Origin of the sequence: Nocardiopsis protaetiae (assembly GCF_045446735.1) — a bacterium.
GTDB classification, from domain to species: Bacteria; Actinomycetota; Actinomycetes; order Streptosporangiales; family Streptosporangiaceae; genus Nocardiopsis; species Nocardiopsis protaetiae.
The window spans coordinates 1-16,838 of record NZ_JBJJBV010000153.1 but is presented as its reverse complement, the minus strand read 5'-3'; the positions used below and the strand labels follow the sequence as shown (position 1 = coordinate 16,838).

13 protein-coding genes are annotated in these 16,838 nt (G+C 71.1%); 5 read left to right on the top strand and 8 right to left on the bottom strand.

From position 1 onward, the window contains the following. Window positions 1–54: 54 nt before the first annotated feature. Window positions 55–1,368: a L,D-transpeptidase gene (locus ACJOT3_RS21815; protein ID WP_406974935.1), complete on the bottom strand. Its 1,314-nt coding sequence runs from the start codon at window positions 1,366–1,368 to the stop codon at window positions 55–57. A gap of 268 nt (window positions 1,369–1,636) precedes the next feature. On the opposite strand from ACJOT3_RS21815, the gene ACJOT3_RS21810 reads away from it, so the two are divergent. Both ACJOT3_RS21810 and ACJOT3_RS21805 read left to right on the top strand, forming a co-directional pair. Beyond that, entirely contained in the window at window positions 1,637–1,960 is a 324-nt protein-coding gene (locus tag ACJOT3_RS21810) for a DMT family transporter (RefSeq protein ID WP_406974934.1), read from the top strand. Further along, window positions 1,957–2,634, top strand: a complete 678-nt coding sequence (locus tag ACJOT3_RS21805) for a TetR/AcrR family transcriptional regulator (protein WP_406974933.1) — start codon at window positions 1,957–1,959, stop codon at window positions 2,632–2,634. Before ACJOT3_RS21810 ends, ACJOT3_RS21805 begins: the two co-directional genes overlap by 4 nt. Here ACJOT3_RS21805 and ACJOT3_RS21800 read toward each other — a convergent pair. After that, window positions 2,582–3,403: a DUF6597 domain-containing transcriptional factor gene (locus tag ACJOT3_RS21800; protein WP_406974932.1), complete on the bottom strand. Its 822-nt coding sequence runs from the start codon at window positions 3,401–3,403 to the stop codon at window positions 2,582–2,584. The two genes, ACJOT3_RS21805 and ACJOT3_RS21800, sit on opposite strands and share 53 nt — an antisense overlap. Before the next feature lie 210 nt (window positions 3,404–3,613). Here ACJOT3_RS21800 and ACJOT3_RS21795 point away from each other — a divergent pair, with 210 nt between their 5' ends. Beyond that, on the top strand, window positions 3,614–4,165 hold the full coding sequence (locus ACJOT3_RS21795) for a TIGR03086 family metal-binding protein (RefSeq protein WP_406974931.1): 552 nt from the start codon (window positions 3,614–3,616) through the stop codon (window positions 4,163–4,165). 362 nt (window positions 4,166–4,527) lie between these two features. Here ACJOT3_RS21795 and ACJOT3_RS21790 read toward each other — a convergent pair whose 3' ends face one another. From ACJOT3_RS21790 to ACJOT3_RS21765, 6 genes are all read right to left on the bottom strand, one after another. Further along, window positions 4,528–6,528, bottom strand: a complete 2,001-nt coding sequence (locus ACJOT3_RS21790; RefSeq protein WP_406974936.1) for an ABC1 kinase family protein — start codon at window positions 6,526–6,528, stop codon at window positions 4,528–4,530. A 323-nt stretch (window positions 6,529–6,851) separates the two neighbouring features. After that, window positions 6,852–8,447, bottom strand: coding sequence for a D-alanyl-D-alanine carboxypeptidase/D-alanyl-D-alanine endopeptidase (dacB, locus tag ACJOT3_RS21785; protein ID WP_406974930.1), 1,596 nt, complete (start codon window positions 8,445–8,447; stop codon window positions 6,852–6,854). Between the two features lie 290 nt (window positions 8,448–8,737). After that, window positions 8,738–10,921 carry an ABC transporter ATP-binding protein gene (locus ACJOT3_RS21780; RefSeq protein WP_406974929.1) on the bottom strand — a complete coding sequence of 728 codons (2,184 nt, stop codon included), beginning with the start codon at window positions 10,919–10,921 and terminating at the stop codon, window positions 8,738–8,740. Then, a complete protein-coding gene (locus tag ACJOT3_RS21775; RefSeq protein ID WP_406974928.1) occupies window positions 10,918–11,847 on the bottom strand; it encodes an ABC transporter permease in 930 nt (309 codons plus the stop codon). Before ACJOT3_RS21775 ends, ACJOT3_RS21780 begins: the two co-directional genes overlap by 4 nt. After that, entirely contained in the window at window positions 11,840–12,850 is a 1,011-nt protein-coding gene (locus ACJOT3_RS21770; RefSeq protein WP_406974927.1) for an ABC transporter permease, read from the bottom strand. Before ACJOT3_RS21770 ends, ACJOT3_RS21775 begins: the two co-directional genes overlap by 8 nt. Before the next feature lie 178 nt (window positions 12,851–13,028). Further along, on the bottom strand, window positions 13,029–14,720 hold the full coding sequence (locus ACJOT3_RS21765) for an ABC transporter family substrate-binding protein (RefSeq protein WP_406974926.1): 1,692 nt from the start codon (window positions 14,718–14,720) through the stop codon (window positions 13,029–13,031). Between the two features lie 707 nt (window positions 14,721–15,427). Here ACJOT3_RS21765 and ACJOT3_RS21760 point away from each other — a divergent pair. Continuing rightward, window positions 15,428–15,904, top strand: coding sequence for a hypothetical protein (locus ACJOT3_RS21760; protein WP_406974925.1), 477 nt, complete (start codon window positions 15,428–15,430; stop codon window positions 15,902–15,904). Between the two features lie 188 nt (window positions 15,905–16,092). Then, on the top strand, window positions 16,093–16,707 hold the full coding sequence (locus ACJOT3_RS21755; protein ID WP_406974924.1) for a rhomboid family intramembrane serine protease: 615 nt from the start codon (window positions 16,093–16,095) through the stop codon (window positions 16,705–16,707). The last annotated feature ends 131 nt before the right edge of the window (window positions 16,708–16,838 follow it).

The following is a 16,838-nucleotide window of genomic DNA, read 5'->3' as shown; positions in this document are numbered from 1 at the left end:
GGCGACCCCGGGCGTTCGAAGCGGTGGAGCGGTGGAGCGGTGGAGCTGTGAACCCTACTGCTCGCCGTGGACGGAGCCCGGCGGGAGGGAGCCGTCGGTGACGTACTGCTCGCCGGTGACGCTCTCGGCCAGCCACTCGTCCCAGCTCACCTGCCAGTAGCCCCAGCCGTTGTTCCACTCCTTGATGCGGTCGGTCCCGGTGGTCTCCACGACGTCGCCCATGAGGGTGTTGTCGAAGAACCACTTGGCGTCGTCCATCCGCATGTTGGTGCACCCGTTGGAGGTGTTCGCGATGCCGATGTTGCCGTTGTAGGACGCCTCGTGGAAGAACTCGCCGCTGGAGGAGGTCCGCACCGCGTACTGGACGTCGACCTTGTAGGCGCCCGGGGTGCCCTCGGGGATGCCCACGGTGCTGGAGTCCATGGTCAGGTGCGTGTAGCGCTCCATGAGCACGTGGATACCGCTGCTCGTGGTGTCGAAGTTGCGGTTGGCCTTGCCGTTGCTCACCGGGATGGTGCGCTCGTGCTCGCCGTCGACCGTGACGACCGCCTCGTGGTCGGGCACGTTCATGGTGACGATCAGCTCGCGGCCGATCTCGAAGTCGATCTTGGTGTTGCGCACACCGTAGACGCCCTCGGAGGCCTCGACCCCGGCCAGGCGCGCCTCGACGGAGACCTGCTGGTACGGCTCCCAGTGCTCCTGCGGGCGGAAGGCGACGGTCTGGTCGTTGACCCAGCGCCACGACCCGGCCATACCCTGCTCGGAGGTGATCTTGATGGAGTTCTCGACCTGGGCCTTGTTGGTGACCGGAAGGTCGAAGGCCAGGACGATCGGCATGCCCACGCCCACGGTCTGGCCGCTGGTCGGGTGCGTGCCGTAGGGGTCCAGCTCCAGGCGCCGCCCGGGGACGGCGGCCTCGGTGGTGAACTCCTGGACCAGCTCGGTGGTCTCGCCGGCCTCGTTCTCGGCGGTGGCCGTGACCGTGACCGCCGCGCCCGGGCGCAGGTTCCAGTCGCTGGTCCACTCGGTGCCGTCGCCGTTGAGGGTGCCGGTCATCTCGTACAGGGAGGGGTCTTCCTCCTCCCCCTCGCCCCCGGCGGCGGCCTCGTCCGTCAACACCTGGTCGACCTTGACGTCGGAGATCGTGCCGTTCTCCGCGGTCACCGTGATGGGGGTGTCGGGCGCGACCGTCTCGGCACCGTCCTGGGGGGCGATGGCGAGGGTCGCGGGTTCGGCGTCGACCGCCGGGTCGGTGCTGTTGCTCTGCGTCTCGGCGCCACCGGAAGTGCAGGCGGTCGCCGCGAGTGCGAGCGCCGCCAGACCGATGCCGAATCGGCTGAATGCCGACGGGTGGGTCCTGCCCGTCACGTCTGGACCTCCATGTTTCACCTCGAACGCCACGTTTCTACGTCACCTAAGACGCGCATGTGCGGAAAAGGTTCTGAAATCCCACACATTCGGTACGGGACGGTTATCCGGAGGGGGATGAGGGACCGGAACCGACGACGATACACCCTGGGGGTACCAGGCCGAAGCCGTCCGATACGAGATTAGGGCCATCCGTAAACCACCCTGTACACGAGGGGGCGGCTCTCCTAGAATCCTGAGCATTCGCTCAGGTTCTTCTGGAGGCCGTATGCCGTGGCTGTGGTTGGCCGGGGCGATCATCTCGGAGGTGATCGCCACGACATCGCTCAAGCTCTCCGAGGGTTTCACCCGCCCGCTGCCCTCGGTCGTGGTCGTCGTCGGCTACGTCGGGGCCTTCTACATGCTCAGCCGGGCGCTCAGCCGCGGCATGGACCTGGGCGTGGCCTACGGGGTCTGGGCCGCGGCCGGGATCGCCCTGGTGGCGGTCATCGGTGTGGTGCTCTTCTCCGAGTCGCTCACCTGGGTCCAGATCGGCGGTATCGCGCTCATCATCGGCGGGGTGATGGCCCTGGAGATGGGCGGCCGCCATTGAACGCGGACACGGGCGGAACCCAGGCGGTCGGCGGACCGGTGGCCGGCCGCGGACCCACGACCACCGGCGGACCGGCAACCGCCGACGGCACCCCGACCGCTGACAGGACCCCGACCACCGACGGGCGCCTCCTCAAGGGCGAGCGGCGCAGGCGGCGGCTCGTGGACGCCGTCCTGCGGGTCATCGGGCGCGACGGCGTGGCCGCGGTCAGCCAGCGCCGGGTGGCCGCGGAGGCGGACGTGCCGCCCAGCGCCGTCATGTACCACTACGCCTCCGTCGACGAGCTGCTGCTGGCCGCCCTCACCCGGGTCAACGACTCCTACGTCGCCGCCCTGGAGGCGCTGGCGCGCGACCCGCGGTCGGCGCCGCGCGGGCTGGCCGAGCTCGTCACCGCGCCCGACCGGGAGCACCTGCGGGCCGAGTGCGAGCTGTTCCTGATGGCGGCGCGCCGCCCCGCGCTGCGCCCGGAGGCCGAGCGCTGGCGCGGCGCCGTGGACGCGTTCCTCGCCCCCTACCTGGACGACCCGGTCGACCGAGCGGCGGCGGCCGCCGCCGTGGACGGGCTGTTCCTGCGCGGCTGCCTGGAGGACCCGCCGCCCGGGGTCGAGGAGGTGCACCGGATCATCGAGCGGCTCGTGTCGCCTCGGCGTAGCGGCCCGGCGGGACCCCGATGACGGCGGTGAACTCCCGGGTCAGGTGGGACTGGTCGCTGAACCCCAGGTCCACGGCCAGCCGCCCCCAGTCCGGCCGCTCCCCCAGCCGGGCGCGCTCGGCGGCCTCGTAGAAGCGGTACCGGCGGATCACCGTCTTGGGACCCAGGCCCACGTGGTCGGAGAACCGGCGCTGGAGCCGCCGCACCCCCAGCCCCTCCCGCTCGGCCAGCCCGGCGACCGCGGTGACCGACGGGTCGGCGGCCACCCGCTCGGTGATGTCGCGGGTGTCCTCGGCCGGATGCCGGGCCGCGGGCGCCAGGTCCGCCAGGAACGCCTCCACCAGCGCCGTCAGCGGGACCGCCGAGGCCGGGTCGGCGGGGTCGAGGCGGCAGGCCTCCCGCTCCAGCTCCGCGAAGCCCGGCAGGATCTCGCCCGCCGGGAGGGAGAGGTCGACCAGTTCGCTCAGCGGCCGGCCGGCGAAGGGCCGGAACCCCGCGGGCCGGAACATCACGCCCAGCGCCCAGCCGCGGCCCCGGAGGTGGCGGTGCCCGATCCGCGTGGTGGGCCCGTGCACGGTCGCGGCGCCCTCGGTGAACACGAGGTTCACCACCGGGTGGGCCAGCACCCGCTGGGTGTAGGGCTCCGGCAGGTCCCACGACGCGGTCCAGTGGCGGTCCACGAAGCGGGCGAGTCCGGGTGCGGGGGCGGCGCGGTCCAGCCGGAACCGGGTGAGCCCGCGGGCCGGGTCGATGATCCCGCGCGCGTCCTCTTGCACGGGTCGCACGTCCATACCACCAGTGTGCCCGGGCGCACCGACACTCCCGGGCCGTTCCCGTCCGTTCCCCCTCCCCCACTCATCCCCGGCCGTCCCCTCCCCTGCCGACCCCCGGCCGCCCCTCGGCCGTTCCCGGACCACTCCCCCGCCGCGGTGTCGCGTTCCTTCAAGACCGGGCGGCGCCGGTGCGACAGGATCGGAGGCGACCGCGAGAAGGAGCACGCCGTGAACGAGATCGCCGCACGCTACGCCCGCCTGTCCGACGCCTTCGCCGACCTGGTGGCACAGGTCCCCGAGGAGCGCTGGACGTCGCCCTCCCCCTGCGAGGACTGGTCGGCCCGGGACGTGGTCGGGCACGTCGTGGACACCCAGGGCATGTTCCTGGGCCTGGTCGGCCGCGAGCTGGGCGACATCCCCAAGGCGGCCGACGACCCGGCCGCCGCCTGGGACGCCGCCCGCGCCGTGGTGCTGGCCGACCTGACCGACCCCGGGCGCGCACAGGCGGAGTTCGACGGGTACTTCGGCCGCAGCACGTTCGCCCAGGCGGTGGACCGGTTCGTCAACTTCGACCTGATCGTGCACCGCTGGGACCTGGCCCGCGCCACCGGCCTGGACGGGTCCATCGACCCCGACGACGTCCGCTGGGCCCGCCGGGCCACCGAGTTCTTCGGCGACTCGCTGCGCTCGGAGGGCGTCTGCGGCACCGAGCTCACCCCGCCCGCCGACGCCGACGAGCAGACCCGCCTCCTCGCCTACCTCGGCCGCCGCTCCTGGTAGTCCCCGAGGGCGAGGGGCCCACCCCCGCCGCCGTCCCGTCCGCCGAACGCGCCCCGACCCGCCGCCGGCACCCCCACCGGCGGCGGGCACCTGTGCAGGGCCACCGCCAGGCATCGCCGACCACCGGCGGGCAGATGGGCACCGGCAGGCGGCACCCGCGGCGAGCGGGCGCACCGACAGGCGTACCGACCCCAGGCCGACACCGGCAGGCACCGGCAGGCGGCACCCGCGGCGGGCGGGCGCACCGACAGGCGTACCGACCCCAGGCCGACACCGCCGCGGGGAGACCGGCGGCCGCCGGGGCCGACGGCCTCAACCGAGCGGCGGACCCCCGCCGGGGGCGGGCGGGCCCCCGGCGGGGGTCATGGTCGGTAGTGGGCGGCGTCGCGGGCGACGCCCACGAGCAGGCGCAGCACGAGGAGGGCGGCGACCGCCAGCAGCAGCCAGGCGGCGCCGTTGAGGAGCTGGGCCCGGGCGGTCATCTCCGCCCACTCCACGTGGGGGCCGTCGGTGACGTTGAACAGCCCCACCGACATCAGGCCGGTGGCCACCGCCAGCACGGTGAGGATCGCCTGGCGGGCGAGCCCGCCCAGCAGCCTGCGGTCCTCGGGGTGGGCGAACGGGCGCACCTGGATCGTGAACCGCCCCTTGTGCAGCTGGTCGGTGATCCGGTCCAGCCTGCGCGGCAGCCGCCGCAGGGTGGGCAGCAGCGCGACGATCTCGTCCACCGCCAGGTCGCGCAGCGCCTCCCCGCGCAGCTGCTCCGACATGCGCTCCCCGGCGAACCGCTTGGCCTCGGCGACGGTGTCGAACCCCGGCGACAGATGCACCAGGGTGCCCTCCAGGGTGGCCAGGGCGCGGAACACCGCGGCCAGCTCCGCCGGGAGGGTGAGCCCGAACCGGGTGACGATCAGCAGCAGCTCGGTGAACATCCGCATGCTCGCGGTCATCCCGCCCTGGAGGTGGCGGGCCATGAACTGGCCCAGCGCCCGGCGCAGCCGCTCCCCGTCCACCCCGTCCTGGTCGGTGACCACGTCCAGCAGGGTGTCGGTGAGCAGGACGGCGTCGCGCCGGTCCAGCGCCACCAGCATGAGCCGCAGCGCCTCCCGGGTCTGGCCGTCCAGTCGGCCCACCGACCCGTAGTCGAGCAGGCCCACCCCGCCGTCGTCGAGCAGCAGGATGTTGCCGGGGTGCGGGTCGGCGTGGAAGATGCCGCTGATCATCACCTGCTCCAGCAGGCAGTCCAGCAGGGCGCGGGCGATCCCCTCCCCGTCGACGGCGACGGGGTCGACGGCGCCCACGGAGACGCCGTGCAGCCGCTCCATCACCAGGATCCGTTTGCCGGTGTAGGCGTCGTACACCTTGGGGATGCGGACCCGCGAGTCCGGGGCGGCCTCGGCGACGGCGGCGATGTTGGTCGCCTCCACCTCGAAGTCCAGCTCCTCCAGCAGCGCCTCGGCGAACCCCTCCGCCAGGCCCACCACCCCGATGGCCGGCCCCCAGTCGGTGTACTCGTCGAACCGGGCGGCCAGCCGCCGGATGATATCGAGGTCCCGGTGGACCACCGGGGCGATGCCCGGCCGCTGCACCTTGACCACCACCTCCTCGCCGTCGACGAGCCGGGCGGTGTGCGCCTGGGCGATGGAGGCGGCGGCCAGCGGCTCGGTGGAGAACTCGGCGAACACCTCGTCGACGGGGCGGCCCAGCCCGCGTTCGACCACCTCCCGGATCCGCTCGGCCGGGATGGGGGCGACCTCGCTGTGCAGCCGTCCCAGCTCCTCGACGAACACCGGTGGCAGCAGGTCGCGCCGGGTGGCCAGCACCTGCCCGAGCTTGACGAACACCACCCCGGCCTCCTCCATGGAGCGGGCCAGCGACCGGGCCAGCCGCCGCTGGGTGGAGGTGTCCTCGCCGTCCTCGCGGCGGCCGGTGACGTAGCCCCACAGTCCGTGCCGGGCCAGGATCCACGTGATCTGCCGGTAGCGGCGCACCCGGCCGAACCAGTGGACCACCGCCCGGACCGCCTGGAACGGCCGTGGCCGGGTGCCCCGCGGCACGGCCAGCTCCAGCCCGACGAAGGCGAGCATCGCCACGACCGCGGACATCGCCAGCACCACGACGACGTACCCCGGGGTCGGCGAGCTGAAGGGCGCTTCCTCCGCCAGCCGCTCCACGGAGCCGTAGTACAGCAGGGCGCCCACGGCGGACCCCAGCACCAGGCCGACCAGCCCGGCCAGCAGCAGCCGGGGCACGCTGAACGGCACCCCCATCATCCGGCTGGCCAGCAGGCCCAGGCCGATCATGAGGAGGACGAAGAACATCAGGGAGAAGAGTTGGAGGATCCCTTCGCCCACGTAGACCATCGCGAGGTGCACGGTCGGGGACTCGCTTTCGGCGGCAGGTCGGGAGGCGGCGGAACGAGGGCCCACCACGGCACCCTCGTCCTGTTTCCGATTTCAGGTTGCCAGGTCCGGGGCCCCGGCGACACCGGCCACCCCCGGCCTGTGGAAAACCCCGACCTGCGGAGGACACCGGCCCATGGAGAACTCCGACTTATGGAGGAGCCCGGCCCGTGGAGGCCCCCGGGCGTACAAAAGGCCCGGGGCCCCGCGGACCCCGGGCATGCGGCGGGCCGGGGCTCCCCACGAACCCCGGCCCGCCCCGCAGCCCAGTGCGGGTCAGTGGATCAGCAGGTGAGCTCCCAGGAGCACTCCAGCTCACCGCTCTCCGCGCTCGGCGCGCTCTCGGGGGTCCGGGCGCCCTGCGTCCGCAGCGCCGCCTCGTGCCCCAGGTGTTCGGCCAGCCGGACCGCGATCGCGTCCTGCACGGCCGTGGGAGCCGGGCCGGTGTGCCCGTTGTTGACGATGGAGAAGACCAGGCCGTCGCCGCCGTCGGTGCCGGGCACGAACCCGGACAGGCCGCTGACCCCGCTCATCGTGCCGGTCTTGGCGCTCACCACGCCCTGCGCGGCGGTGCCGGTCATGCGGGCCCGCAGCGTTCCGCCGACGAACGGGTCGTCGATCCCGGCCACCGGCAGCGACGCCGACCACACCGGGTACCAGTCGGCCCCGCGCGCGGCGGACAGCAGCCCGGTGACAGCGGACGCGGTCACCCGGTCGGTGCGGGAGAGCCCGGAGCCGTCGTGGAACACGACGCCCTCGGTGTCCACGCCCAGCCCGGCCACGGCCTCGGCGACGCCGATCCGGCCGGCCGCCCAGGTACCCTCGCCGGCGGTCTCCTGGCCGATGGCCTTGACCAGCATCTCGGCGTGGCCGTTGTTGCTGAACTTCATGAACGGCACCAGGATCTCGGACAGCTCCGCCGAGGTGTGGTCGGCGACCACCTGCGTGTTCAGGTCGGCGGGGACCTCGCCCTGCTCGCTCCCGCCGCGCACCGTGACGCCGTGCTCCTCCAGCGCCTGCTCGAACAGGTGCCCGGCCAGCGCGGCGGGCTCGTCGACCGTGCGCAGCACGGCGACGGGGGCACCGCCCTGCGGGATCGACCCGGTCACGACGATGGTGTTGGTGCCGACCGGCCGGTCGACGGCCAGGGTGTTGCCGCTGCCGGGCGCCCCGGTCACGGCCCGGTTGTCCAGCTCCATGTAGCCCTGGGCGGCGCCCAGGTCCACCCCGGGCTTCTGGCCCTGGGCGGCGGCGGTGACGGTGACCTCGGTGACGCCGGTGTCGAACCGCTCCCCGTGGGCGACGGTGAGCGCGGAGATCTGCGCCGAGTAGGCGTAGGGCTCGTCCTCGGGCCACCAGTCGTCCACCAGGCGCTCGTCGTCGAACCAGGTGTCGTCGGCGACGACGTCGCCCTTGACGACCTTGATCCCGGAGGCGGCCACGTCGGCGGCCAGCGCGTCGATGTCGGCGGCCGACAGGGTGGGGTCGCCGCCGCCGACCAGGTACACGTCCTCGACGGCGCGCGGGCGGCCGTACCCGGCGGGGATGACGACCTCGGTGGCGAAGGTGCGGTCCGCTCCCAGGACCTCCAGCGCGGCGGCGGCCGTGAACAGCTTCATGTTGGAGGCGGGCACGTAGGGCGTGTCCGCGTCGCGGGAGTACAGCTCCTCGCCCGTCACCGGGTCGAGGACGACCACGCCGGCATCGGCGACGGACGGGTCGTCCAGGATCGCGTCGAGGTCGGCGCGCAGGTCGGCCGCGGTGTCGGTGACCGGCTCGGCGTGCGCGGGGGCGGCGAAGAGACTGAGCGGCAGCAGGGTGGCCACCGCCGCTGCGGCCCACCGGGGGCGGGGGTTCGCCAGGGGGGTCGGGGCTCTCATTGATCTCCAAAAGGCTCGGACGGAAGATCACGAACCTAACGGAATCTCACCCCGGGTCGCCACGCGCACACGCCGGGAGCACGAACCCCCTTTTCACTCCCGTTCACTCCCGTCGCAGGCCGGGGTATGCGCCACTCCCTTATTTCCCCCAGAAGCGTCCGCATCCGGACAAAAAGGAACCGAGTACCGAACGCGGCGCGGCGGTGCCGAGAGGTCGCCCTCCCGGCACCGCCGCGGATCCCGCCTCCGCCGTTCCCGGCCCGAACAGCCCCGGGAACGGTGGCGCGGGATCAGATCAGCTCCACCACCTGGGAGTAGTGGCAGGCGTCCCGGTGCCCGGTGCCCCGGTCCAGCAGGCCCGGCGGCTCCTCCACGCACAGGTTCCGCTGCTCGTCGGTCAGCTCGTTGGCGAACTTGGGGCAGCGCGTCCGGAACCGGCACCCCGAGGGCGGGTCGGCCGGACTGGGCACGTCACCCGTGACCACGATCCGCTCCCGGGTCCGCTCCTTGACCGGGTCCGGCAGCGGGATCGCCGAGATGAGCGCCTGGGTGTACGGGTGCGCCGGGGCCTGGAACAGCTCCTCCGTCGTCCCGGTCTCCACGATCTTGCCGAGGTACATCACGGCCACCCGGTCGGCGATGTGGCGCACCACCGACAGGTCGTGGGAGACGAACAGGTACGACAGGCCCAGCTCGTCCTGGAGGTCCTCCAGGAGGTTGATCACCCCGGCCTGGATCGACACGTCCAGCGCCGACACGGGCTCGTCCAGGATGAGCACCTTGGGGTTGAGCGACAGCGCGCGGGCGATGCCGATGCGCTGGCGCTGGCCCCCGGAGAACTCGTGCGGGTAGCGGGAGCCGTGCTCGGGGTTGAGCCCGACCAGCTCCAGCAGCTCCTTGACCCGCTGCTTGGCGCCCTTGGCCCGGCCGTGGATCTGCATGGGCTCGGCGATGATGTCCGAGACCGTCATGCGCGGGTCCAGGGACGCGAACGGGTCCTGGAACACCAGTTGCAGATCGCGGCGCAGCGGCCGCATCTGGGAGTCGCTGAGCGAGTGCAGCGGCTGCCCCATGTAGGTGACCTCGCCCGACGTCTGCCGGATGAGCTGGAGCAGCAGGCGCGCCGTGGTCGACTTGCCGCAGCCGGACTCGCCGACGAGCGCGAGGGTCTCGTGCTCGCGCAGCTCCAGGGAGATCCCCGAGACCGCCTGGACCTCGCCGATCTTGCGCCGCAGAATGCCCTTGGAGCGGATCGGGAAGTTCTTGACCAGGTCGACCGCGGACAGCAGCACCTCGGACGACTCGGCCTTCACCTGCTCCTCGTGCTCCTCGCGGCGTTCGGCGGCGGCCTCGGTGTCCTCGGCCTCGACGAGCTCCGCGGGGGCCTCCACGTCCAGGGCGGTGGCCCGGAACAGGTCCTCGGGGCGGGCGTCCACCAGCTGCTCGCCGAAGTGGCAGGCGGCGGAGTGGCGGCGGAACGGGTCGGGGTCGTCCCCGTCCACGGCGGCCTCCAGAGGGGGCTCCGTGGAGAAGCAGACGTCCTGCGCCATCGGGCAGCGCGGGGCGAACCCGCAGCCGGCCGGGAGGTCGAGCAGCGAGGGCGGCGTCCCCAGGATGGGGGTGAGGCGCTCGTGGCGCGCCTCGTCCATCCGCGGCAGCGAGCCCAGCAGCCCCAGCGCGTACGGCATCCGGGGCCGGTAGAACACGTCCTCGACGGTCCCGGTCTCCACCAGGCGGCCCGCGTACATCACGGCCACCCGGTCCACGTGCCCGGCGACCACGCCGAGGTCGTGGGTGATCAGCACCAGGGCCGCGCCGGTCTCCTTGCGCGCCGTCTCCAGCGCCTCCAGCACCTGGGCCTGGACGGTCACGTCCAGGGCGGTGGTGGGCTCGTCGGCGATGATGACGTCGGGATCGTTGGCCATCGCGATGGCGATGACGACCCGCTGGCGCATACCGCCGGAGAGCTCGTGCGGGTACTGGTCGACGCGCCGGTCGGGGTGGGGGATGCCCACCTTGTCGAGCAGCTCGATCGCCCGCTCCCGGGCCTGTTGCTTGGTGACCTTGCGGTGGGTGAGCACCGCCTCGGCGATCTGGAACCCGATGGTGTACACCGGGTTCAGCGAGGTCAGCGGGTCCTGGAAGATCATGGCGATCTTGTCGCCGCGCACCTTGCTGATCTGGGCGTCGTTGAGGCCGATGACCTCCTGGCCGAGCACCCGGGCCGAGCCGGACACCTCGGCGGTCTTGGGCAGCAGGCCCATGATCGCCATGGAGGTCACCGACTTGCCCGAGCCGGACTCGCCGACGATGCCCAGGGCCTCGCCCCGGCGCACCCGGTAGGACACCCCGCGCACGGCCTTCAGGGGGCCGTCCTCGGAGGAGAAGGTGACGTTGAGGTCCTGGACGTCCAGGACGATGTCCGTGTCGACGGTCGCGGTGGCGCCGTCGTTGATGTTCTCCGTCGTGGTCATCGCCGCACCATCGTCTGTCGTGGGTCGAGGGCGTCCCGCAGCCCGTCACCGATGAAGTTGATCGTCAGGCAGATGAGGACGATCAGCACACCGGGCGGGTAGAACAGCCAGGGCCGGGTGAAGGCGGCGGTGCGCGCGCCCTCCACCATCTTCCCGAGAGAGATGTCGGGCGGCTGGATGCCGAACCCGATGAAGGACAGGCCCGCCTCCGTCAGCACCGCCACCGCGATGAGCAGCGTGGCGGCGACGATGATCGGACCCGCGGCGTTGGGCAGCAGGTGCCGGAAGATGATCCGGGTCGCCTTGGCCCCGGCCGCGCGGGCGGCCTCGATGAACTCCTGCTCGCGCAGGGAGAGCACCACGCCGCGGACCACGCGGGCGACGGTCGCCCACGAGAACAGGCAGATGATGAGCGCCACCGCGTACCAGGTGGTACCGCCGCGGACGTTGCCGTTGATGGAGGCGACGGCGACGATGAGCGGGATGATGAGGAAGATGTCGGCGATCCGCATCATGATCGCGTCGGTGCGCCCCCGGTAGTACCCGGCGACGGCGCCCCAGGTCGCTCCCAGGACGGTGGAGACCACCGCGACGGTCAGGGCGACCTTGAGGGACTGCTGCGCGCCGCGCATGGTCTGCGCGAACACGTCGTTGCCCTGCTTGGTGGTGCCGAAGGGGTGTTCCAGGCTCGGCCCCGCGTTGCTGGGGATGTCCGAGTTGACGGTGTAGCCCCACGGCCAGACGAGGGGGCCGAGGAACGCGAAGGCGACGATCAGGCCGAGCAGGACCAGGCTGACCATGGCGGCCCGGTGGCGGCGGAAGCGCCGCCAGACGAGCTGGACCTGGGTGCGGTCTCCGCCCTTGGCGACCTTCTCCGCACTGGTCGCGGGTTCTGCGCCCCCGATGCGGCTCTGGATGTCACTCATAGCGGATCCTCGGGTCGAGAACGCCGTACAGGATGTCGGCGATGAGGTTGGCGACCACCACGAGCGTGCCGCTCAGCATGAGCCAGGACATGACCGCGAACGCGTCGTGGGACTTGACCGCCTCGATGAAGAAGTAGCCGAGGCCGCGCCACTGGAAGATGGTCTCGGTGATGACGACGCCCTCGATGATGCCGACGATGCCGATCGTCGCCACGGTGACGAGGGGGATGAGCGCGGTCCGCAGCGCGTGGCGGCGCACCACGACCCGGTTGGGCACGCCCTTGGACCGGGCCAGCCGGACGTAGTCGCTGTTGAGCACTTCGAGCATCGAGGTGCGCTGGTAGCGGCTCCAGGCGGCGAAACTGGTGAGCATGAGGGTGACGGTGGGGAGCACGAGGTGACCGGCCGAGTCGAGGAAGTACTCCCAGTTGGTCATGTTGCTCACCCGGGCCGAGTTGGCCCCGATGGTGTAGAAGAAGCCGGTGCCCGTGGTCTGGTTGAACCACAGGCCGCCCTCCCTGATCAGCGCACCCAGCCAGAAGGTCGGCATGGCCAGGGCGAGGAAGCCGATGAAGGTCAGGGTGTAGTCGAGCTTGGAGTACTGGCGCATGGCGCTGATCACGCCGGAGATGATCGCCAGGCCCAGGGCGGCGATGATGGCGGCGGTGACCAGGCGGATCGTGACCGCGATGCTGGACACCAGCTGCTCGCCGATGTCGAAGGCGCCGCCTCGGACGGAGGGGCCGAACTGCCCCTGGAGGAGGCCGATGTCGCCGTTGCCGCCGATACCGGTCATCCACAGCCAGTACCGTTCCGGGGTCGACCGGTCGAGGTAGTACCTGGCCTCCGCCGCGGCGATGACCTCTTCGCTGGGCGGTGGCTGTCGCAGCCGCAGGTCCGTCAGAGGGTCTCCGCTGAGGTCGACCATGAGGAAGACGAGGACCGACGCCGCCAGGAGCACTGGGATCGCCACGGCGAGGCGACGCGCGGTGTATACGAGCATGGGAAGGTCCTTCGATGAACGCTCCCGGCCCGGGAAGGGGGTCCTTCCGGCCGGTACGACCGGCCGGAAGGACCCCGTTCCCCGCCCCGCGCGGGCCGGGTACGGGCCCGGGCCTCACGGAGGCGGGGACGCTCCTCCCGGAGCGCTGAGTGGAGCGGAGTGGTCCGTCAGTGGGGTGTTACTCGACTGCGGTCCACTCGTGCTGGTTCCACAGGGCTCGGCGGGACTGGGCGTTGTTGTCCGTGACACCGTCGATGTAGGTGGTGTCGTAGAAGTAGAACGCCGGGGTGTCGACGATGGGCAGGACGTAGGCCTGCTCGGCGACCAGGGCGGCGGCCTCGTTGGCGGCCACGGCGGACTCCTCCGGGCTGGAGGAGTTCAGGGCGGAGTCGACGGCGGAGTCGACGTCGTCGTTCTCCAGGCCGCCGAAGTTGCTGCCGCTGCTGCTGTGCCAGTACTGGTGCGGGGAGCCGTAGAAGTCCGGCGTGGTGCTCCAGCCGAACAGCATCAGGTCGTAGTCCGCGCTGGCGAGGGTGCCGCCCAGGTCGTCGGTGGTCTCGATCTCGGCGGTGATGCCGATCTCGGCCAGGTCGGCCTGGATCAGCTCGGCGATGATCTCACGGGCCACGTGGCCGGCGGTGTAGCGCAGGCGCAGTGCCGGAACGGCCTCGCCGTCCAGCTCCAGGGTGTCGCCGTTGAGCTCGTAGCCGGCCTCCTCCAGGAGCTCCAGGGCGGCGTCCGTGTCACCGGCGCCGTGGCCGTACTCGGAGATGACGTCCTCGTGGAACTCGCTGGTGGTGGAGAAGACGTGGTTCGTGCGCGGCTCGATCTCCGGGAACTTCTCGCCCCAGGTGCGGGTGGCGATGTTCTGGACGTCGATCGCGTTGAAGATGGCGTGGCGCAGGGCCTCGTCCTGGAGCGCCTCGTTGCCGAGGTTCAGGTCGAGGTGCTCCCAGCTGCCGCCGGAGGCGATGCCGAAGTCGACCGTGTCGAGGGACTCCAGCTGGGTGATGACGTCGTCGGACCAGGAGGCCGGGGCGGCGCCCTGGACCTCGCCGTTGGTCAGCGCCGGGACCCAGCTGCCTTCCTCGGTGTTGACCTCCAGGATGATCTCCTGGATGCCGGGCGCGTCGCCGTAGTACTCCTCGTTGGCGACCTTGACGACCGTGCCGTCGAGCTCGGGGGTGCCCTCGTAGATGTACTCGGCGCCGGAGATCGTCAGCGGGGTGTCGTTGAAGAAGTGCGAGGACTCCAGCATGCCCTCGGGGGTGTCGAGGTCGATGCCCTCGGCCTCGGCGACGTGCGCCGGGTAGAGGCCGTCAACGCCGAAGGTGAACCACCCGGGGAACTCGGAGCCCTCCTTGAGGGTCACGGTGACGGTCTTGCCGTCGTCGGAGCCCTCGACGCTCTCGATGAGGGACTCCAGGGTGGAACCGCGGGAGTTGCACCCCTCGGCGCAGATCTCCTCGTCGCCGCTGTTCATCTTCCACTGCCAGACGAAGTCGTCGGCGTCGATGGGCTCGCCGTCGCTCCAGGAGGCGTCCGGGTTGATCTCGTACACCCAGGAGATCTGGTCGCCCTCGATGAGCTCGGGGGTGTTGACGATCAGGTCGGTGTTCCAGTCCCACTGACCCTCGGGGTTCCACCAGCCGGGGACCGGGAGGATGCCGTGCACCATCTGGATGACGTAGACCGAGCCACCCTCGTTGGAGTTGTGGTTCCAGCCGCCACCGGGCTGGTTGACGATCCAGGTGACCGAGGTGTCGCCTCCGGCGCCGCCCTCTTCCTGGGGTGGGGAACAGGCGCTCACCGCGAGCACAGCCGAAACGCCGACGGCCACGGCCCCCAGCATTTTCTTACGAATCTGCATCAGTCACACCCTTGATCACTAATACGAACCTTCAGTGGGGGATCGAGTGGTTCGCACAGTCCCCACCGAACTTAGGCGATTAGTCGATTAGAAGACCATCGAGCGAAATGTCTGTATAGCCCCAATGCCGGATTCGTGACCCATCCGCAACCGGTTCGCGCCCATCGACCTCGGGCGTCGACATCACGCCACAACACCCCCGTAACACAAGGGCGGACACCGCGTTCCCGCAGGCCAGGAGGGGGCTGTTGAACAGGGGGTCGGCACCGGGGATTCGGTCGCACCAGAAAGGGGAAGGCGTAAAACCATTGTAGTCAACGCCGTTTACATAAAGGTAAACGGCGTTTGACTACCCAACGCTCCACTTTGGTTACCAGAATAAAAACGGACATACAGACACGAACGATGCGTTGAGTCGAAAAGATCCACCCTGTCATCGATGACATCACCGCGAGAAAGCGGATCATAGAAACATAGGATGACATGATGTAAAGAGGATCCGGGGGCCGCCACCGGCCCCCTGCCGCGGACCCGGACAGCGACCCGACCCGAGGCCCGCTCCGCCCGTCCGCAGGTCGCGGGCACGCCCGTGAAAAGCCCGTCGTTCCGGTGTCCGAAACCACCGTGGGCACCCCCGCGGAGCCGATAAAGTCGACAGCGGCGGCCACCACCGCCCACCCCAGACCGCAGCGAGGAAGGCCCCTGCCGTGTCCGAAACAGTGCGCCTCGTCTGTCCCTCGGGCCGCAAGCACGCGGAGCTGTGGGGCGGCTACCTGTTGGCGGCTGCGGGCGTCGTGGCCATCGCCGTCGACCCCGCCCACTGGGCCAACATCACGCTCGGCGTCCTGCTGCTCCTCATCGGCGGCGGCCTGGCGGCCCACGGCCACCTCTTCGTCAAGGCCCCCGTGCTGGAGGTCTCCGACGGGGAGTTCCACTACCGGCGCGGCAGGTACGAGGTCAGCGTGCCCTTCGGGGACATCGGCTCCTACTACCTGCTGCCTGGGGGCGTGCGCTCCCTGGGCCTGTGCGACACCACGGGCCGCCCCAAGCGGTTCCCCTCGCTACAGAGCCGCCGCAGCTCCCGCGCCTACCTGCCGCTGACCGGGATCACCAGCCCGGCCAAGGTCGAGGCGTTCATGGCGATGGCCGGCATCCCGCCGCGCAAGCGCTCGCTGACCTCCTGACGGCGGCCCCGCCGGGGGTCCCCCGGAGCGGGCCACCACTCCGGGTGACAGCCGGCTCCGAAACGGCCCGCCCGAAAACCGGGAACACAACGGTACGCAGTCGGACGTCTCAGGTCACATCAGACAAATACGCACCACACGCCCCACGGACATACCCTCGCAAGCCCGGGTCATCTACCCTCGGTTGCGTGACGCAGTCCAGAATCACCGCCATCCTGACCGTTGCGGGGATGCTCGCGGCCATGTGGGTCTTCGAGATCCTCGACTTCTTCCTGCTCGGGTCCCTCGACTACGAGTTCGGTCTGCGCTCCTGGGACGTCGGGGCGCCCTGGGCCGTCCTCACCGCGCCGTTCATGCACGGCAACTTCCAGCACCTCATCGGCAACTCGCTGCCCTTCCTCATCCTGGGCTCGCTCGTCGCCTTCAGCGGGCTGTCGCGCTTCCTGCTGACCACCCTGATCGTCGCGGTCGTCAGCGGAGTGGGGATCTGGCTCTTCAGCGCCCCCACCACCATCACCGTGGGCGCCAGCGGCCTGGTGTTCGGCTACTTCGGCTACACCGTCCTGCGCGGCATCATCGAGCGCAAGACCGTCGACATCGTCATCATGATCTGCGTCGTCCTCTTCTACGGCACGATGATCTGGGGCGTGCTCCCGCAGTACCCCGGGGTGTCGTGGCAGGCGCACCTGTTCGGCTTCATCGGCGGGCTGCTCGCCGCGTACCTCCTCCCCAAGCGGGAGAAGCGGCGCGAGGTCGACCAGTGGCGCAAGCCCGGGGCGCAGGGCGGCTACTACGCCCCCTGATCCGGGCCCGTACGGCCGAAGGGCCCCTCCCGTGCGGGAGGGGCCCTTCGCCGTTCTACGCGTTCCTACGGGCTCGGGACCGTCAGGAGAAGTCCAGGCCCTCGGCGCCGTCGCCCAGGGTGCGCTCCAGG

Coding starts and splice junctions, on each gene's coding strand:
- ACJOT3_RS21780 (WP_406974929.1), bottom strand. CDS start 10,921: ATGACCACGACGGAGAACATCAACGACGGCGCCACCGCGACCGTCGAC.
- dacB (WP_406974930.1), bottom strand. CDS start 8,447: ATGAGAGCCCCGACCCCCCTGGCGAACCCCCGCCCCCGGTGGGCCGCA.
- ACJOT3_RS21810 (WP_406974934.1), top strand. CDS start 1,637: ATGCCGTGGCTGTGGTTGGCCGGGGCGATCATCTCGGAGGTGATCGCC.
- ACJOT3_RS21770 (WP_406974927.1), bottom strand. CDS start 12,850: ATGCTCGTATACACCGCGCGTCGCCTCGCCGTGGCGATCCCAGTGCTC.
- ACJOT3_RS21765 (WP_406974926.1), bottom strand. CDS start 14,720: ATGCAGATTCGTAAGAAAATGCTGGGGGCCGTGGCCGTCGGCGTTTCG.
- ACJOT3_RS21800 (WP_406974932.1), bottom strand. CDS start 3,403: ATGGACGTGCGACCCGTGCAAGAGGACGCGCGCGGGATCATCGACCCG.
- ACJOT3_RS21775 (WP_406974928.1), bottom strand. CDS start 11,847: ATGAGTGACATCCAGAGCCGCATCGGGGGCGCAGAACCCGCGACCAGT.
- ACJOT3_RS21790 (WP_406974936.1), bottom strand. CDS start 6,528: ATGGTCTACGTGGGCGAAGGGATCCTCCAACTCTTCTCCCTGATGTTC.